Here is a 17,510-nt window from a genome sequence, read left to right as displayed (position 1 = left end):
GGCACGTAGTGATGACCTTGTTGCTTGATGAATTTCTTATTTTTGTCGATTAAAATGATTAGCAAGCACGATTTTAACTTATTAATTGTGGTTTAACGGAAATGAAAAAAGATAAAGCTGAAAAAATAAAATCTTTCGATGCCAGCGGTATTGGAATGGGAAATCAAATTTTTGGTCTGCCATTTAATGAAGAAGAATCTGAAATTATAATTCTGCCTGTTCCATGGGAAGTAACCGTTTCATATAATGCCGGAACAGCGATGGCGCCAAGAGCTATTCAAAAGGCCTCGCTGCAGGTTGATTTATTTGATGTTGATGTACCCGATGCATGGAAGCGGGGAATATTTATGAAACCTGTGAATAAAAATATCTTAAAGAGGAGCCAGGAATTAAGGCATAAAGCAGTTAAGTATATTGCTTTCCTGGAAGATAATGGTTTTGTTAAAGACAATAAGACCATGCAAAAGTTCAGGAATGAAATTAATAACGCCGGGCAAGAGTTAAAAAGTTATGTAAAAGCAGAAATGTCTGAAGTATTGCATCAAAATAAGCTTCCGGCTCTCCTGGGTGGTGATCACAGCATACCACTCGGCTTTCTTGAAGCGTTGGCCGATTTCTACCCGGAATTTGGAATTTTGCAGATTGATGCCCATTGCGATTTGCGTAATGCATACGAAGGGTTTGTATTTTCGCATGCATCCATAATGTTTAATGCTTTAAAAATACCCCAGATAAAAAAATTATTGCAGGTAGGTATTCGTGATGTTGCTGAAAGTGAATTGCAGGAAATCTCCTCCTCGGGTGGCAGGATAAAGCCATTTTTCGATGCCCAATTAAAGCGAAATATAATGGAAGGGAAGTCGTGGAAAGCTGTCTGTGATGATATTATCCAGGAATTACCCGAACAGGTGTATGTGAGTTTTGATATTGACGGATTAGATCCTAAGCTTTGCCCTAATACCGGAACTCCGGTTCCCGGAGGATTGGATTTTGATCAGGCAGTATACTTAATACTGCAGGTTGTTCGCTCCGGAAGAAAAATCATAGGCTTTGATTTAAATGAGGTCTCGCCTGGTAAAGATGAATGGGATGCAAATGTTGGTGCCAGGATGTTGTATAAGCTCAGCAATTTGATGGGATTGAGCAGAAATAAAATAAATGAGGAAAGTATTGTACTGATCCATGAAAATCCACGAAACGACGAACTGGTGATCAACCTGAATCAAAATTTAGGCATTCACGATGAGCGATAATTTAGTAAGAATGAATCTGATTGTTTTTAAATGCAAGGTTTAGGTTTATTAAAGTATAAGAAATTAGTATCATCTAACAATCAATAATCTTTTTAAAAGTAGTGCACCCTGCCAGTATTCCTAATCTTGTTTATTCTGATAGAAATGGAAATATTCTGGATGATTCCCGATTGTTAATGAGTGGAAGGTCAGGCTTTGATGCAGTGGCTTTAGATGTGGAGGACCTGATCGAATTACCAGGAGGGACTGATATTTTCAAGTTACCTGATCGCCATCCGATTGGATTTGATAAAAAGACGGGCAAGGCGGTTGTATGTAAAAAAGGAATTGCTGTTGCAGCACAAATGGCGCCTGCTCACACACAGTTCTATTTTTCATCTTTCGTAAAGGAAAAGAATGCGAGAACCCTTCCCCTTTATGCATACACGGCAATTGGGTGGCTGGATGGAAAATTTTATGTACCTGCAACACGCATTGATACTGATATACGTCAGGAACCTAAAAGCTTTGATCAGGAGAAGGTGGAAAAAAGTGTAACTGCGTGGCTAACCCTTTTTCCGGAAAATCGATTACTCGCTCACATCGGTAATAATTGCGCGCTCACCTATCGATGTCCTGCAGCGCGGAATTTTTTCCTGAATCGTTACGAAGCCCCTATTCCTTCCTCCCCGGCTTGTAACGCAAATTGCATTGGCTGTATCTCTTTTCAACCAGAACTGGAAAGTATAAAAAGCACGCAGGATCGCTTAACCATTAAGCCTACTACAGAAGAAATTGTTCAGTATGCCGTTCACCATTTAATAAATGCGCGCAGTTCAGTAGTAAGTTTCGGGCAAGGATGTGAGGGGGAACCGTTATTGATGTGGGAAACCATTCGTGATGCCATTCGAGAAATAAGAAAACAAACACAAGAAGGCATCATTAATATTAATACTAACGGCAGTATGCCGCAAGCTGTTGAAGAGTTGTGTAAGGCAGGTTTAAACAGTATTCGCGTAAGCACGAATAGCGTCCGTAAAGAAATCTATGAAGGATATTACCTTCCGAATAACTATTCTTTTGAAGCTCTTGCAGAATCGGTAAGCGTTGCACGCAAATACAACCGGTGGGCTTCCATAAATTACTTCACTTTCCCGGGAATGACTGACAATATACATGAGTATGAAGCGCTGCGAAAGTTTATCAAAGAGACTGATCTTAACATGATTCAATGGCGAAACTTTAACATAGATCCGGATTGGTACCTTGAAAGAATGGGAATAATAGACACAGGTGAATGTATTGGGATCAGGAAAATGATGCAGTTGATTAAAAAAGAATTTCCGCAGTTAACATATGGCTATTTTAATCCACCTATGGAAAAGATAAAGTCAGCATTAAAATTTTCTAGTGTCCCGGTATAGAAGAATGCTGATTTGAGACGAATAGCGATTCATTAAAGGTGCCCGGGACTGGAATCGAACCAGCACATTGTTGCCAATACCAGATTTTGAGTCTGGCGCGTCTACCAATTCCGCCACCCGGGCATGAGTACATTCGATATTGGCAAAAGTATCCAAACTTTGCCGGATGCCAAGCAGATTGCTTTTTGGAATACCTCAGAATTTTACCGGAAAAGTCCTACAATATCGTTTCCGTTTGCGAATACAAGTAAAGCAAATAAGAGGATCATACCTGCTACCTGTGCATACTCCAGAAATTTTTCGCTGGGTTTTCTTTTGGTTACCATTTCGTATAATGTAAACAATACATGACCGCCATCCAGTGCCGGAATTGGCAGTAAATTCATGAAAGCCAGTGCAAGTGAAAGAAATCCCGTAAGTGACCAAAAGGCTAGCCAATCCCACCTGGATTCAAATGCATTTCCAATACTAATAAATCCTCCAAGGTGCTTATATCCCTGCACTTTGGGTGAAAATATAAGAGCAAATTGTTTGATGTAATTCATGAGTGTTTCATAAGCTTTTCCCACACCGGCAGGCAATGCAGCAAATAATGAGTAATGGATAATTTTTGTTTGCATAAAATCTGTTGGAGGAGCTACCTGCACACCCATTAAGCCATCGGAGGAGAGCAACATTTTCCGTGTAAGTGTATCAACATTGCGCAAAACTGTTACATCAACCTGATGTCCTTTATTTGCTGTCAGCATTTTCTTTACCTCATCGTAAAAAAAAGTAGACTGCCCGTTAATAGCAATTACCTGATCATTTTCTGCTAAGCCCGCATTTTTTGCCACGGAACCAGATGCAAAAGATTTGATCACGAATGGCCAACGCAGAGAAATGAAATCAATGCTTTTAGTGTCAATAATTTTCTTGATCATTAATGGTGAAACCGGAATCTCTTTCTGGTCTCCATTACGCTGTACAGTAATAGACCGGGCCATGTTGATAATGATACTGCCTGGTATTTTCTGAAAATTTTCAACGGGTTCCTTATCAATAGCAATTATTCTATCACCATTCCGAAGTCCGAGTTCAATACCTATAGAATCAACAACAATCCCATACTTTACGTTTGCCGCAGGAATGTATTCTTCTCCGCTAAAAAATAATATCATCCAGTAAATGAAAATACCGAGCAATACATTCATGGTAATACCCCCAAGCATGATGATCAATCGCTGCCAGGCAGGTTTACTCCGAAACTCCCAGGGCTGCGGAGGAAGGTTTAACTGCTCTTTATCCATTGATTCATCTATCATTCCTGAAATCTTCACATATCCTCCAAGAGGTATCCAGCCCATTCCATATTCCGTTTCGCCTCTTTTAAAGCTGAACAATGAGAACCACGGATTAAAAAAAAGATAGAACTTCTCAACACGGGTTTTAAAAAAACGTGCTGCCATAAAATGACCCATCTCATGGATCACTATTAATATGGAGAGCGAAAGGATTAACTGCCCGGCCTTAATTAAAACTTCATTCATTCTTACTGTAGCGATAAATTATTTTAGGAAATTTTTTTTCTTAATTGGTATAAATCAAATAAGAGACATTGCGTAACTTCTGGTCTGCATATCAGACATTACATAATCTTCGTAGGAAGGGTTACTGATAAATGAAACATTATCCATAGACGATTCTATCATATTTGAAATATCCAGGAAGGAAATTTTTTCTTTTAAAAAAGCATCAACAGCAATTTCGTTTGCCGCATTTAAAATGCAAGGCATGTTACCGGCCTGTTTCAGTGCTTTATAGGCGAGGGCAAGATTACGAAATGTTTCGGTATCCGGAGGTTCAAAGGTGAGCTGCGGATAGTTTGTAAAATTGATGCGTGGAAAATCACTTTTTAATCGCTGAGGGTAACCCAATGCAAATTGAATTGGCAAGCGCATATCAGGCATTCCCATCTGTGCCTTTATACTGCCATCTTCAAATTGCACCATTGAATGTATAATTGATTGGGCATGAATTAATACTTCAACCTGCTCTGGCTTCAGCCCGAATAACCATTTTGCTTCCATTACTTCCAATCCTTTGTTCATCAGCGTAGCAGAGTCAATACTGATCTTAGCTCCCATATTCCAATTAGGATGATTTAATGCAGCGGCACAGGAAACTTTTTTAAGGTCATCTGCTTTTTTTCCACGAAATGGACCGCCGGATCCCGTGAGATAAATTTTTTCAATAGGATTGTTCCATTCTCCGGTCAGGCATTGAAAGATTGCCGAATGCTCTGAATCAACCGGATAGATATTTACACCTTTCTCACGCGCTAATTCAGTTATAAGCTGTCCGGCAACTACGAGTGTCTCTTTGTTTGCAAGAGCTACACATTTACCGGCTTCTAAAGCAGCAATAGTAGGTTTAAGCCCGGCAAAACCAACCATTGCGGTGAGCACTACATCCACCGATTCCATTTGTACAACCTGACTCATCGCATTAGTGCCACTATATACTTTAATGTCAAGGCTGCTAAGCGCTTCTTTAACTAATAAATATTTGGACTCGTCAGCTATAACCACACAATTGGGTAAAAAAGCCCGTGCCTGCTCAATCAATAGATCAGCATTGCTGTTTGCACATAGCACTTCCGCTTCAAAATAATCCTTTTGAAGATTAATAACATCCAATACCTGTCTTCCGATGGAACCGGTAGATCCTAGAACAGCAATACGCCTTCTCTGAATGGAATCTTTGATGTGGTGATTTTAGGGCGATAAAAGTAAAAATAATGAGAAGGACAAGTGTTCCAAATGGTAAGAGCTCCTTTGTATAGGACTTAATTTAATCCCGTTTCTTCCTCTTCAACGGAACCAAAATTCATTATGCTGCCCAGTAAATCTTTAAACTGAATGCCTGTTTCGAGCTTGTGCTTACTCAACTGTGAAAATTCAGATAACCCATGAAGCACAAACTCCATCATGAACAATTGTTCATCCCGTGAAGCACGGGGAAAGTAAGATTTTACCAAATCGTTTAATCCTTTGACGTACAGCAATTGCTTTTCATATTCTTTCTGGTTTGCATTCTGTAAAATATCAACTGTGTTTCCTTCATTAAACCAATTTACAATTTCTGCAAACGGGTTCTTCTGTTTAGATTTTTTTAATTTTTCAGGATTAGGGAAAATTTCGGAAAAATGCTTCCTGATTGACTTACCGATCAGCATGGTTGCCACATTTGCTATGCCTTCCACCTCTCCTTCATAAACCAATTCTACCTTACCGGTTATAGAGGGAAGGATTCCATAAATATCATTAACACGCGCATATCCTTTCAAATCACCGTTTAATAACATTCTCAATTCAATGGTGCTGTATAAATTTTCAAGAGCTGAAATGGTTAACCGTGCTGAAACACCACTTTTTTTATCAACCAGATCACTTTCCCTTGCTTCAATTGCTGTTTGCTCAATAAGGTCTCTTAATAACGAAGGAATGGTTATCGTTTCACTCTGAGAAAAAGGGATCTCAGATTCCTGTTCTGTAATAGTCCTTGAAGTGACTACGCTACGAGGGTAGTGAGTTAATATCTGGCTGTCAATCCGGTCTTTTAATGGTGTCACAATAGACCCACGGTTCGTATAATCCTCCGGATTTGCTGTAAAAACAAATTGAATATCGAGAGGTAAACGCATCTTAAAACCCCGTATTTGTATATCACCTTCCTGTAAAATATTGAAGAGCGAAACTTGTATGCGGGCCTGGAGGTCGGGCAGCTCATTAATTACAAAAATGCAACGGTGCGAACGTGGGATAATGCCATAATGGATTACGCGTTCATCGGAATATGGCAATTTCAAAGTGGCAGCTTTTATAGGATCAACGTCACCAATTAAATCCGCTACAGACACATCCGGCGTTGCTAATTTTTCAGTATAGCGATCCTCACGGGGCAGCCATGAAATAAGGGTTTCATCACCTTTTTCAGCCAATATATCTTTAGCAAATCGCGATATAGGCTTTAATGGATCGTCATTCATTTCCGATCCTGCTATTATAGGTACGTGTTCATCCAGTAAATTCACCATTAACCTTGCCAGACGCGTTTTTGCCTGTCCTCTTAATCCAAGCAGAATAATATTGTGGCGCGAAAGGATAGCAGTTTGCAATTGAGGAATTACTGATTCATCATATCCCTGAATGCCCTCAAAAACATTTTTCTGAAGCTTTAATGCCTGGATGAGATTAATTCTCATTTCTTCACGAATTCCTGTTGACTGATATCCTGAGCGCTTTAAAGCTCCAAGCGTTCTTATTTTATCCAGATTCATATCTCTAAGCCAATCTAACTTCTAATTAGGAACAATTTGTTATCTCAAATGTTTGCGCCTGTTCCGCACAAAGTCTTCAAATAAAAAGGTACCCACATTATCCGGTGAGCTGTAAAAAGCTTTGCCATTATTCGTTTTGGTAAACTCGCGAACAAATTGCTGAAGATATGGATCATCGGCAATCATAAAAGTAGTGATGGGTATATTTATACGCTTACACTGAGCAGCCTTATTTAATGTTTTATTTACGATTTTCCGGTCCAATCCAAAGCTATTTTTGTAATACCGTCCTCCTTCTTTCAAACATGATGGCTTGCCATCCGTAATCATAAATATTTGCTTATTGTTAGCTTTTTTTCTCCGCAATAGTTCCATAGCCAGATCAAGTCCGGCACACGTATTAGTATGAAAAGGGCCAACCTGTAAATAAGGCAAATCCTTCATTTCTATTCTTGCTGCATCATCTCCAAACACCACTATGTCCAGCGTATCCTTAGGAAATTTGGTTGTAATTAATTCCGATAGCGCCATGGCAACTTTCTTAGCAGGTGTAATCCGGTCTTCTCCATACAGGATCATGCTATGAGAAATATCAATCATGAGCACTGTGGAAGTTTGTGTCTTTAATTCACGCTCCTGAATTTCCAGGTCTTCCTCAGTCAACTTAAACTCATCAACACCATGGTTAATCTGGGCATTGCGAATAGAAGAGGTTACATTTATATGATCTATGGAGTCTCCAAAAATAAAAGGTCGCGTATCTGTAGTGAGATCGTCCCCTTCTCCGGAATAAGTGGTTTTGTGATTTCCTGATCGCGATTTTTTTAACCTCCCGAAGATTTCTTCTAGGGAACGCTTGCGAATAACCTGTCCTGTCTTTTCAGTTACGCTCAAATTACCGGTAACAGGATTTTCCTCCAAATATCCTTTCTCCTTTAGATCTTCAATAAAATCACCCATTCCATATTCATCATCTGTAAGCTCATATTCTTTATCTAATTCATTCATCCATTGCAAAACTTCATATGGATCACCCTTGGTGAACTGCATCAATTGGAGGAACGTATCCAGCAATCTTCTGAACGGATCACCTCCTTCTGGCGGGGGTATGTATTTACTGAAGCGTAGATTCATAACATAAATACGTGATTAAAGTAATCACGGTTTAAAACTAAAGAATTCTGAATGGAAAAAGTTCAGTGAAATGAGATTTAGCCTTCAGATCTTTTCAAAATATACGATCAGTACTATAGCCATGCTTGTTACTTTTGCAGTCAATAATGTTATTATCTTAATGATAAATGGAAAATTTAAAAGAGACCAGAAATAAAAAATTATAACCATTCTTTTCTGCCATGGAATTTCACCCTTTGTCCATATCCTCTTTTGAATTATGTATTTATGAATTTTAAACCGGATTCTATATTATCCGTTCGACTGTATAAAATCGGTCCAGCTTTTATATAGTATGTAACCCTTGAAGATAAAAAAAGCGAACTTTCTCAGCTCCCCGGACTTGAACATGGGAGACCTGTCCGGATTAGTCTAAATCAGCCGACAAGGTTAAGAAATCACACAAATAGAATGAACAGTTTACTTGCAATTGCGCTCCCCCTCCAGGACTTGAACCTGGGACCTACTGATTAACAGTCAGCCGCTCTAACCAACTGAGCTAAGGAGGAATTTAATGGACCGCAAATTTAGACCTTTAACCGAAAAAAGAAAATTCTATTAAAATCAACATATCACTAAATCTTTGCTGGCACAATAACAATGATTGCGCAATTCAACTATTGCAGCACAAATATTTCTATAGCTTTGCACGTCTGTTAAATGATATTAAATGAAAAAATATAATTTCTATTCTGGTCCTGCTATCCTGCCTCCCACTGTTCTTGAGCAGGCTTCAAAAGCTGTACTGGAATTAGACAATATCGGACTTTCCCTCATCGAAATTTCACACCGAAGCAAAGAGTTTGTGGCCATTTTAGAAGAAGCCATTCAACATGTAAGAGACCTGCTGCAGTTGAGCGAAGATCAGAAAGTATTATTTCTTCAGGGCGGCGCTACTATGCAATTTTGCCAGATACCTTTTAATCTTCTCGATGAAAACGGTAAAGGCGCTTACCTGGAAATCGGTTCCTGGTCGAAAAAAGCGATTAAAGAGGCAAAGCTTTTTGGAAAAGTGGATGTGGTTGCCTCTTCAGAGGATAATAATTTTACCTATGTACCAAAAAATTATTCTATCCCATCTGATGCAACCTATTTTCATATCACTTCAAATGAAACCATTCACGGGTTGCAAATGCACGAGTTGCCAAAAAGCTCTGTTCCAATTGTAGCCGATATGTCAAGTGATATTTTCTCACGCGAATCAGATGGCAAAAAATTCTCTTTGATATATGCAGGTGCCCAAAAAAATCTTGGACCTTCAGGAGCAACTCTGGTAATTGTAAATGAAAAAATGCTTGGAAAAGTAAACCGGCAGATCCCCACTATGATGGATTATCGCAGCCATATAAAAGACAGTTCCTTGCACAATACTCCAAGCACCTTTGCAATCTATGTTTGCCTTCTTACATTAAGATGGATAAAAGACCGTGGCGGACTAAAAGTGATGGAGCAATGCAATAAGGAAAAAGCGGGTATTCTCTATGAAGAAATTGATCGCAGTAAGTTATTTGAAGGCACAGTTGTGCCCGAAGACCGGTCACTTATGAATGTTTGTTTTCGTATTGTTAAGCCAGAATTGGAGGACGATTTCAACAACTTTGCAAAGGAAAATGGATGTATCGGAATTAAGGGTCACCGATCAGTAGGTGGTTTTCGGGCTTCAATTTATAACGCCATGCCTATCGAAGGCGTAAATCTCCTTATTGAACTGATGAAGGATTTTGAACTGCGCAATGGATAATTTTTATTAATTGGATTTGTAATATTATTTTTTTCGTTCTCTTACATCATCCACCCTTATATTGTAGTGCCTGGGTACTTCAATTTACGGCCCTTCCATAAGTTATGAATGCGATTTATAAAACAGATTTTCAGCTTCCCCATCAGTCTGGATTTTATGAGGGAAAAGTGCGTGATGTATATACGATTGCTGATAACTATCTCGTGATGGTTGTGAGTGACCGCATTTCTGCCTTTGATGTAGTGCTCCCTCATCCCATCCCTTTTAAAGGCCAGGTTCTGAATCAAGTTGCTGCTTATTTTCTTGCCGAGACAAGGCATATTGCTCCGAACTGGATGGTTGACATTCCTGATCCAAACGTGACTATTGGAAAAAAGTGTGAACCATTTAAAGTAGAAATGGTAATTCGCGGTTACCTTGCCGGCCATGCAGCGCGCGAATATAGAAGCGGTAAACGCACATTATGCGGAGTATCGCTTCCTGATGAAATGAAAGAAAATGATCCTTTTAGAGAACCTATCATTACACCCAGTACCAAGGCATCTGCAGGACATGACCTGGATATTTCCAGGGAAGAAATTATAGCACAGGGAATTGTTTCAAAAAAGACATATGATAAACTCGAAGAGTATACCAAAAAACTTTTTGCCTTTGGAACGCAGTTCGCCCAAAAGCAGGGATTAATCCTGGCAGATACAAAATACGAATTTGGGGAATTGAACGGCGAGGTTATTTTAATAGATGAGATTCATACACCGGATTCATCACGTTACTTTTACTTAGATGGATTTGAAGAGCGGCAACGTAACGGCGAACCTCAAAAACAATTATCGAAGGAATTTGTACGCGAATGGCTGATCGAAAATAATTTCATGGGAAAAGAAGACCAAACGGTGCCTGCTATGAGTGATGAATGGATTCAAAGCATATCCGAACGATATATTGAGCTCTATGAAAAGATTACGGGAAGAAATTTTGAAAAGTCGGCAAGCGAAAATATTATTAAACGAATGGAACAGAATATAGTAAGTGCTTTGCAAAAATTAAATTAAAGAAAGGCATCTATTCAAATAAACCGTGCTTTCAGGGCCACAGTTAAAAATTAAATCAACAATACTTAAGTCAGAAATAAAATTGTGCTTATCAATAAAAACCTGTTGATAGGCCGGTATGCTCATTTTAATCTGAAATAGCAGTGGCGAGATAATTGGACCATTGCTTTCCTGGTTACCATCCTTCTCAATTAACTTTCTAAATTTTAATATTTCGCAACAGACAGCTAATAGTTCCGTATTAAAATCAAGAAGGAAATTATAATTCTTTTGATAAAACGGTGCAAACTTATGCTCATAAAAAATAAAAAATGCGCTTTTGGCATAAGCGGAATAAATACTTCCCCAATGTATGCGTTGCCACGGCTCATTGTTTGCTATCCGAACGTTTTTAAGTGGTTGCTTTACACCTCTGCCTCCTGCCACTGGCACACTTAATTTAATAATTCCATTGGCACCACTAATGCTGCACCTGTTTATATGTTCCGCTTTTTTAAATGCCCTATTCGCATCTATAACAATGGTATTAGAGGATTGTAATTTGATAAACAATGAAACAGAAGGAAGATATGGAACAGGAAATAAAAGGGAAGAGGCTGAACCATCTGTATTCATCTTTTTACTTTAAATGTTCGTCGAAATGAAGCATGATATAGAGGCAAAATTGTAACTTTCAGTTCTTAAAAATGCAGCGATGAAAAGTATTTACAGTTCTGCCATTTTCTCAATGCTTTTATTATCGCTTGCCTCAGTGGCTTTTTCACAGCCCATAAAATGTTATATGGAGAATTGTGTTTTCCTTTCGACCCAAACAGATACTCCTTATGTTGAAACGTATTTATCGATTCCAGGGCAAACAATACGATATATTAAGAACAATAATGGAAAATATGATGGTGGAATACAAATAACCCTGATGTACCTGCATGATACAGCTGTTGTGGCATATGATAAATATTTACTGCGTACTCCGGAAATTTCCGATACCTCAAACATTGCATTTAATCTGCTTGACCTGCGAAGGGTATCTCTTCCTGAAGGAGAATATACAGTTGAATTGAATGCCCTGGATGTAAATCGTCCTGAAGTTAGCAGCAGAATTGCCAAAGATATAAAACTGAATTTCGACCGGGGTAAAATATCTCTTTCCAGCGTAGAACTTGTAGAAAACTATAAGGCTACCAGTAAGAAAAATGTGTATTCCAAAAACGGATATGATATTAAACCTTATCCTGTAAATTATTATCCCTCAAATCTGAATAAAATTATTTTCTATAATGAGATCTACAATGCTGATAAAATAGTGGGAGAAAACGAAATTATAATTACCTATTCAATAAAATATGCTCAAAAAGACCAGGTTGCCAGCGACCTTTTTCATTTTTCCAGGCAAAAAGCATCATCAGTAAATTTTGTGTTTTCTGAATTTGATATTACCAACTTGCCTTCCGGAAATTACAGGATCAACATCCAGGTCAAAAATAAGCGTAACGAAATATTGGGAGAGCAATCGACTTTTTTCCAGCGTTCAAATAACAATTCGGTAGTTGAGTTAAATAATATTTCATTGCTCAACATCGAAAATACATTCGTAGTAGCCATTCCTTCAGATTCCGTAACATATTACCTCAGGTGCATAAATCCTATTGCGGAAGACTATGAAAAAGATTATCTCAATCGAGTTCTTATTAGTAACGATGATTTACTCAGAAGGCAGGTTTTCTATAACTTCTGGCTAAAACGGAGTAATGAGGATCCGCTAAAAGTATGGCACGGTTACAAAAAACAAGTGGATATCGCAAACACCTACTATAATTCTCAAATAAATTACAGCTGGGAAACAGATCGGGGACGAGTTTTTCTTCAATATGGATCGCCTAACAGCATTCAAAAAGATGATCACGACCCAGCAGCTTTTCCATATGAAATCTGGCAATATTATAAATTACCGGTTACCAACCAGACAAATATCCGTTTTGTATTCTACAACCCTGATCTGGTTACTAATGACTATAAGCTCATTCACTCCGAAGCATATGGCGAACTGAATGATCCGAGGTGGCGCTACAAGGTATTTGACAGGGTAAAGGAAAAATATAATTATACAAATTTAGATAATACCCGATACCCAAATTCAATGGGCAGTCATGTCGACTATAATTATGATATCAATCATTAAAGATTCCATTATATTAATGGGGTAATACAATCAGTGGTATTCTAAGAAAATTCCAATTCCATAATCCTATTTAAAAGATCCCTTATTAGTGGAGCGTTTAGAAAAAGTAGCCGTGATAGTGTTATGCTGGAATGGAAAAAAATTACTAGAAGAATTTCTACCCTCTCTTCTTGAACACCAAACCATGGAAATGGATATAGTGGTGGCCGACAATTTTTCTGATGATGATTCTGTCGATTATCTCAAAAAAAGATTCCCGTTTGTAAAAGTTATTTCATTAAAAAAAAATTACGGATTTGCAGGAGGCTATAATGAGGCTATAAAGCTGATTGATTCAGAATATATAGTGCTCATTAACCAGGATGTTGCTGTTACAGATAATTGGCTCGCACCAATGCTTGAAATAATGATGAATGATAAAAAAGTAGGAGCTGTTCAACCAAAAATAAAGGCATATAATAACCGATCTCATTTTGAATATGCAGGTGCTGCAGGCGGCTGGATGGACAGATGGGGATATACATTTTGCAGAGGAAGAGTCTTTGATTTTATAGAAGAAGATGAGCAACAATATGATCAGATCGGAGAAATTTTCTGGTGTTCCGGAGCCTGTATGCTTACTCGCAAAAAGATATATGAATCATTAGGTGGTTTTGACGCAAATTTTTTTGCACATATGGAAGAAATAGATTTTTGCTGGCGTTTAAAAAACGCAGGTTATACTATTATTTGTCAGCCCGAATCTGTGGTTTACCATTTGGGCGGCGGAAGCTTACCCCAGGGGAATCCATACAAGACATATTTAAATTTTCGGAATAACTTGATTATGATGGTGAAAAACCTGCCTGCGGGTCAGTTGTTTTCCACCATTTTATTTAGAATGATATTGGATGGTTTTGCGGGAATCCGCTCTCTTTTAAAAGGAAACGTCAGTGATTTCTTTGCTATAACTAAAGCACAGTGGCACTTTCTTTTCCATCTTCGAAAATGGAAGAAGCGCCGGAAGGATAACGAACATTTTTTATTTGATAATATGAATGGAGTATATCGTGGCTCTATTGTATGGGATTATTTTGTGAAAAAGAAAAGAAGGTTTTCTCAAATTATGGATCATCATTAATAACAATAGCGGTTTGAATTTTTTTTATAACACAAAGCAGTATTGACGCTTCTCTTATTCATACCTTAGCGCCCGAAAAATAATTAATTGAAAGTAAATCTTTTTATACCCTGTTTTGTCGATCAGTTATACCCAGAAACAGGTTTTAATATGATTAAGGTTCTTGAAAAGGCAGGCTGCGAGGTGGTTTACAATCCAGCGCAGACCTGTTGCGGTCAGCCTGCATTTAATTCGGGTTTTTGGAATGAAGCCAGGGCCGTTTGTGAAAAATTTATTCATGATTTTTCTGACTATAATTATGTGGTTGCACCAAGTGGAAGTTGCGTAGGGTTTGTAAGAAACTTCTACAATGAACTGTTTGACAATTCTGCGCTACATAATGAGTGCAGACAACTACAGAAGAATACTTATGAGTTTACAGAGTTTCTGGTAAACGTACTGAACATCACAGATCTTGGTGCAGTAATGAATGCCTCAGCTACTTACCATGATGCCTGCGGAGCTTTACGGGAATGTAAAATAAAAACAGCGCCCCGTATATTGCTCTCCCACGTAAAAGGATTAGAGCTGCACGAAATGAATGAAAGCGAAACCTGCTGTGGGTTTGGAGGAACTTTTGCAGTAAAGTTTGATGATATCTCATCTGCAATGGCAGATCAAAAAGTAGAAAATGCAAAAAGTACTGAGGCAGAATATGTAATATCTACAGATCTCTCATGCCTCATGCACATAGAAGGTTATATAAAGAAAAATAATATTGCTATGAAAACCATACATATAGCGGATGTACTTGCTTCCGGCTGGTAAGAAATCATCAGTCAATGTTATTGCCTTAATAAAATAAGTTTATGCGGAAAATTGAAAAATCTATTCATGAACTGTTATATCATCAGGACAGTCTAATTATTCCTGGTTTGGGAACCATAGTCTCTAAAAATGCACCGGCTTCTATTCATCCGGTCCAACATATTTTCGAACCTCCAAAAAAAATTTTGCAATTTGTACCTGCGCCGGACATAAAAGATGATATCCTGACAGAGCATCTTTCAGCAAAATCTGATCTTAAGCATGATGCTGTAATAAAAGAATTATCCGGATTTGTGCATGATCTTAGAACACGCCTGAACAAGAATAAATTTGCAGAGTGGGCAAGTATTGGGAAATTTTATTTAGATGTTGAAAACCATTTGCAATTCTCTCCTGTTGAATCCACAAATTATTTGCTTTCCTCTTTCGGACTCAGTCCTTTTATGTCCCCCCCAATAATACGGCGCAGCAATAGCATTTATGAAACAGATAAAAAGAACAAATCGGCTGGTTCAGTTAAGAAAAAATTTAATTGGTTTCGTTTCTGGAAGTGATTTTTCTACATAATTAAAAGCGTGGATTAAAAGTTTTTACAGACCCTTTAAATTTACCAGTGTAGGTTACGGATAATTCAGGGCCACCACTGTACTTATTAACTGCAGATAACTTTGATACCGTAAAATCATACGTAAGTGCAAATGAAAGATCATTCATATCTATCCGTAAACCCGGGATAAAGGCATCACCGACGCGGTAATAGCCACTGAAATAAACATCGTAATGTGAAATATTATTTTTTTCCAATTGCATTTTGAAATCGGTCCCTAATTCCATTTCGCCTTCACCACCCTGTAAAAAAAATACAGCATGTGGCTGCAGATCGATTGACTTGGAAAGCATGACAGCAGCGCCGGCACTTAAGGATAATCTGCGGGTGATATAAGCGCCGTCATAACTTCCAAAGTAATTAAGTGCCGGATGGTTAATATGAAAAACTGCAATACCAAAATTATACTGGGTTTTTTCATTTAAATAATTGTACTCTATTCCCGCGGAAAAATCCAGATAATGAGCTTTTGAAAGAGGAAGCGATTCTGTATTACTGCCATTCTTATAGTTCTCATCAAAAATCAGTTTGCTATAATCAAAAGTGGTATTTGCTACACCCGTAGAAATCCCTAAGCCAATGAAATGACGGTGATCGTTGCCAAAGGACTGATGGTATGAAAGTGAAGCATTTATTTCATTTGTGGTATAATCTGCATCACCTGCCTTATCAGCAAATGAGGTAACAGCAATGCCAAAGAGGTTATTTTTTTTTTCGCCTGCAGGAAGACTCAAATCTGCAGTACCAGTTATACTTTTGAACGGCATGGTTATCTCCTTCCATTGACTGCGATAGATTCCCTGTAAGCGATAATTTCCATTAAAAAATCCGGCTTTTGCAGGATTAATTAATAATGGCGCCTGATAAAACTGGGAAAAGTGAGTATCCTGAGCGAATGCATAAATAACACTCACCAAATAGATGGAGCATAAAAGAAACTTAACATAAGTCATCAGGATTACGAAGATAAAGCTTCCCTGATTTTTTTGAAAAATTAATTCATACTGCGCTTATATAAAAAGCAAGTGGCTGCAATATGCAGCCACTCGAAAAAGCTTGTATGATTTATAAACTCTTAATTTTTTGAAACAGTTGCAGTTTGTACTTTTCCATCTGCACGCAGGACAATAAAGTAAATTCCTTTGCTAACAGAAGTACCGTTATTATTTTCTGCATTCCAGTTGATCGTATAATTTCCTGCTGCCATATTTCCATTTACTAATTGCTTAATTTCCTGACCTAAACTATTATAAACTGAAAGGCTCACCTTTCCAGCATTGCCCAGGCTATATGTAATAGTAGCATTGTTGGAAATTATACTTGGAGCTACCGAAATGTTAACAGGTAAGCTTATAGAAATTTTACTTCCTTTCACAGATGCAGAACTACCTGCCGCATGTATTCCTGAATTACATGCGCTGCTGTTTTTATAAACCGTAGCACCTAATGTAAATTCACCAATTATACCACCAAAGCATACTTGCTGGTATCCGCCTTCCATTGCACAAGTAGATGCATTCTTTCCGCAAGTGTAATGCCATCTGAAATTAACCGCATCAACGAATGATGTACAACCATCAGGGTTAGGGTTAGTAGCCGTGATAGTGATAAAGCCATTACAGAAAGTTCCTGAAACGGGCCAGTCTTCTGTAGCACCACCGGTAATAGAAGCAGTTCCTGTTAAAGAATAGCAATTAGGCCCGGTAGATGTAGCCATCAGCATATAGGGCTCTCCAAAATCATCAATAATGCAAAATGACTGAGTGGAGCTTGCACTGTTATTTTGGCTTACAGCTGCAGCACTGTGTGCCGCATGTATTCCTGAATTACATGCACTGCTGTTTTTATAAACCG

15 protein-coding genes and 2 tRNA genes are annotated in these 17,510 nt (G+C 38.2%); 8 read left to right on the top strand and 9 right to left on the bottom strand.

Annotated features, from left to right (window positions below):
* The first annotated feature begins 101 nt into the window (after nt 1-101).
* Both H0W62_06265 and H0W62_06260 read left to right on the top strand, forming a co-directional pair.
* Nucleotides 102-1,253, top strand: a complete 1,152-nt coding sequence (locus tag H0W62_06265; GenBank protein ID MBA3648141.1) for an agmatinase family protein — start codon at nt 102-104, stop codon at nt 1,251-1,253.
* A 176-nt stretch (nt 1,254-1,429) separates the two neighbouring features.
* A complete protein-coding gene (locus tag H0W62_06260) occupies nt 1,430-2,656 on the top strand; it encodes a radical SAM protein (protein ID MBA3648140.1) in 1,227 nt (408 codons plus the stop codon).
* 39 nt (nt 2,657-2,695) lie between these two features.
* On the opposite strand, the gene H0W62_06255 is transcribed toward H0W62_06260, so the two are convergent.
* The 6 genes from H0W62_06255 to H0W62_06230 all read right to left on the bottom strand — a co-directional run bounded on the left by H0W62_06255 (nt 2,696) and on the right by H0W62_06230 (nt 8,659).
* Nucleotides 2,696-2,779 (bottom strand) — tRNA-Leu (locus tag H0W62_06255).
* An 80-nt stretch (nt 2,780-2,859) separates the two neighbouring features.
* A complete protein-coding gene (gene rseP / locus H0W62_06250; GenBank protein ID MBA3648139.1) occupies nt 2,860-4,185 on the bottom strand; it encodes an RIP metalloprotease RseP in 1,326 nt (441 codons plus the stop codon).
* A gap of 54 nt (nt 4,186-4,239) precedes the next feature.
* On the bottom strand, nt 4,240-5,391 hold the full coding sequence (locus tag H0W62_06245; GenBank protein ID MBA3648138.1) for a 1-deoxy-D-xylulose-5-phosphate reductoisomerase: 1,152 nt from the start codon (nt 5,389-5,391) through the stop codon (nt 4,240-4,242).
* 92 nt (nt 5,392-5,483) lie between these two features.
* Nucleotides 5,484-6,977 carry a magnesium chelatase gene (locus H0W62_06240; GenBank protein MBA3648137.1) on the bottom strand — a complete coding sequence of 498 codons (1,494 nt, stop codon included), beginning with the start codon at nt 6,975-6,977 and terminating at the stop codon, nt 5,484-5,486.
* Between the two features lie 39 nt (nt 6,978-7,016).
* Nucleotides 7,017-8,111, bottom strand: coding sequence for a VWA domain-containing protein (locus H0W62_06235; protein MBA3648136.1), 1,095 nt, complete (start codon nt 8,109-8,111; stop codon nt 7,017-7,019).
* Between the two features lie 474 nt (nt 8,112-8,585).
* Nucleotides 8,586-8,659, bottom strand: a tRNA-Asn gene (locus tag H0W62_06230).
* 161 nt (nt 8,660-8,820) lie between these two features.
* On the opposite strand from H0W62_06230, the gene serC reads away from it, so the two are divergent.
* Both serC and H0W62_06220 read left to right on the top strand, forming a co-directional pair.
* Nucleotides 8,821-9,891, top strand: a complete 1,071-nt coding sequence (gene serC, locus H0W62_06225; GenBank protein ID MBA3648135.1) for a 3-phosphoserine/phosphohydroxythreonine transaminase — start codon at nt 8,821-8,823, stop codon at nt 9,889-9,891.
* A 104-nt stretch (nt 9,892-9,995) separates the two neighbouring features.
* The gene (locus tag H0W62_06220) at nt 9,996-10,943 is read left to right on the top strand and encodes a phosphoribosylaminoimidazolesuccinocarboxamide synthase (protein ID MBA3648134.1); all 948 of its coding nucleotides are present in this window, start codon (nt 9,996-9,998) and stop codon (nt 10,941-10,943) included.
* Here the strand turns inward: H0W62_06220 and H0W62_06215 are convergent.
* Nucleotides 10,935-11,558, bottom strand: a complete 624-nt coding sequence (locus tag H0W62_06215; protein ID MBA3648133.1) for a WbqC family protein — start codon at nt 11,556-11,558, stop codon at nt 10,935-10,937. The genes H0W62_06220 and H0W62_06215 overlap by 9 nt on opposite strands.
* A 79-nt stretch (nt 11,559-11,637) precedes the next feature.
* On the opposite strand from H0W62_06215, the gene H0W62_06210 reads away from it, so the two are divergent.
* From H0W62_06210 to H0W62_06195, 4 genes are all read left to right on the top strand, one after another.
* Nucleotides 11,638-13,122 (top strand): GWxTD domain-containing protein, encoded by a 1,485-nt coding sequence (locus H0W62_06210; GenBank protein ID MBA3648132.1) that lies wholly within the window; start codon nt 11,638-11,640, stop codon nt 13,120-13,122.
* 88 nt (nt 13,123-13,210) lie between these two features.
* Complete coding sequence (locus tag H0W62_06205; protein MBA3648131.1) at nt 13,211-14,242, top strand: glycosyltransferase family 2 protein; 1,032 nt, start codon at nt 13,211-13,213, stop codon at nt 14,240-14,242.
* Between the two features lie 87 nt (nt 14,243-14,329).
* Nucleotides 14,330-15,049 (top strand): (Fe-S)-binding protein, encoded by a 720-nt coding sequence (locus H0W62_06200; GenBank protein ID MBA3648130.1) that lies wholly within the window; start codon nt 14,330-14,332, stop codon nt 15,047-15,049.
* Nucleotides 15,050-15,090: 41 nt separating this feature from the next.
* Nucleotides 15,091-15,603, top strand: coding sequence for a hypothetical protein (locus H0W62_06195; protein MBA3648129.1), 513 nt, complete (start codon nt 15,091-15,093; stop codon nt 15,601-15,603).
* 13 nt (nt 15,604-15,616) lie between these two features.
* Here H0W62_06195 and H0W62_06190 read toward each other — a convergent pair whose 3' ends face one another.
* A complete protein-coding gene (locus tag H0W62_06190; GenBank protein MBA3648128.1) occupies nt 15,617-16,609 on the bottom strand; it encodes a PorP/SprF family type IX secretion system membrane protein in 993 nt (330 codons plus the stop codon).
* Nucleotides 16,610-16,731: 122 nt separating this feature from the next.
* On the bottom strand, nt 16,732-17,510 hold a 779-nt coding region (locus tag H0W62_06185), incomplete at its 5' end, for a T9SS type A sorting domain-containing protein (GenBank protein MBA3648127.1).

The organism is Chitinophagales bacterium, assembly GCA_013816805.1.
GTDB lineage: Bacteria > Bacteroidota > Bacteroidia > Chitinophagales > UBA10324 > MGR-bin340.
This window is presented reverse-complemented; position numbering and strand designations above follow the sequence as displayed.

Coding starts and splice junctions, on each gene's coding strand:
- H0W62_06265 (MBA3648141.1), top strand. CDS start 102: ATGAAAAAAGATAAAGCTGAAAAAATAAAATCTTTCGATGCCAGCGGT.
- H0W62_06260 (MBA3648140.1), top strand. CDS start 1,430: ATGAGTGGAAGGTCAGGCTTTGATGCAGTGGCTTTAGATGTGGAGGAC.
- rseP (MBA3648139.1), bottom strand. CDS start 4,185: ATGAATGAAGTTTTAATTAAGGCCGGGCAGTTAATCCTTTCGCTCTCC.
- H0W62_06240 (MBA3648137.1), bottom strand. CDS start 6,977: ATGAATCTGGATAAAATAAGAACGCTTGGAGCTTTAAAGCGCTCAGGA.
- H0W62_06235 (MBA3648136.1), bottom strand. CDS start 8,111: ATGAATCTACGCTTCAGTAAATACATACCCCCGCCAGAAGGAGGTGAT.
- serC (MBA3648135.1), top strand. CDS start 8,821: ATGAAAAAATATAATTTCTATTCTGGTCCTGCTATCCTGCCTCCCACT.
- H0W62_06220 (MBA3648134.1), top strand. CDS start 9,996: ATGAATGCGATTTATAAAACAGATTTTCAGCTTCCCCATCAGTCTGGA.
- H0W62_06215 (MBA3648133.1), bottom strand. CDS start 11,558: ATGAATACAGATGGTTCAGCCTCTTCCCTTTTATTTCCTGTTCCATAT.
- H0W62_06210 (MBA3648132.1), top strand. CDS start 11,638: ATGAAAAGTATTTACAGTTCTGCCATTTTCTCAATGCTTTTATTATCG.
- H0W62_06195 (MBA3648129.1), top strand. CDS start 15,091: ATGCGGAAAATTGAAAAATCTATTCATGAACTGTTATATCATCAGGAC.
- H0W62_06190 (MBA3648128.1), bottom strand. CDS start 16,609: ATGACTTATGTTAAGTTTCTTTTATGCTCCATCTATTTGGTGAGTGTT.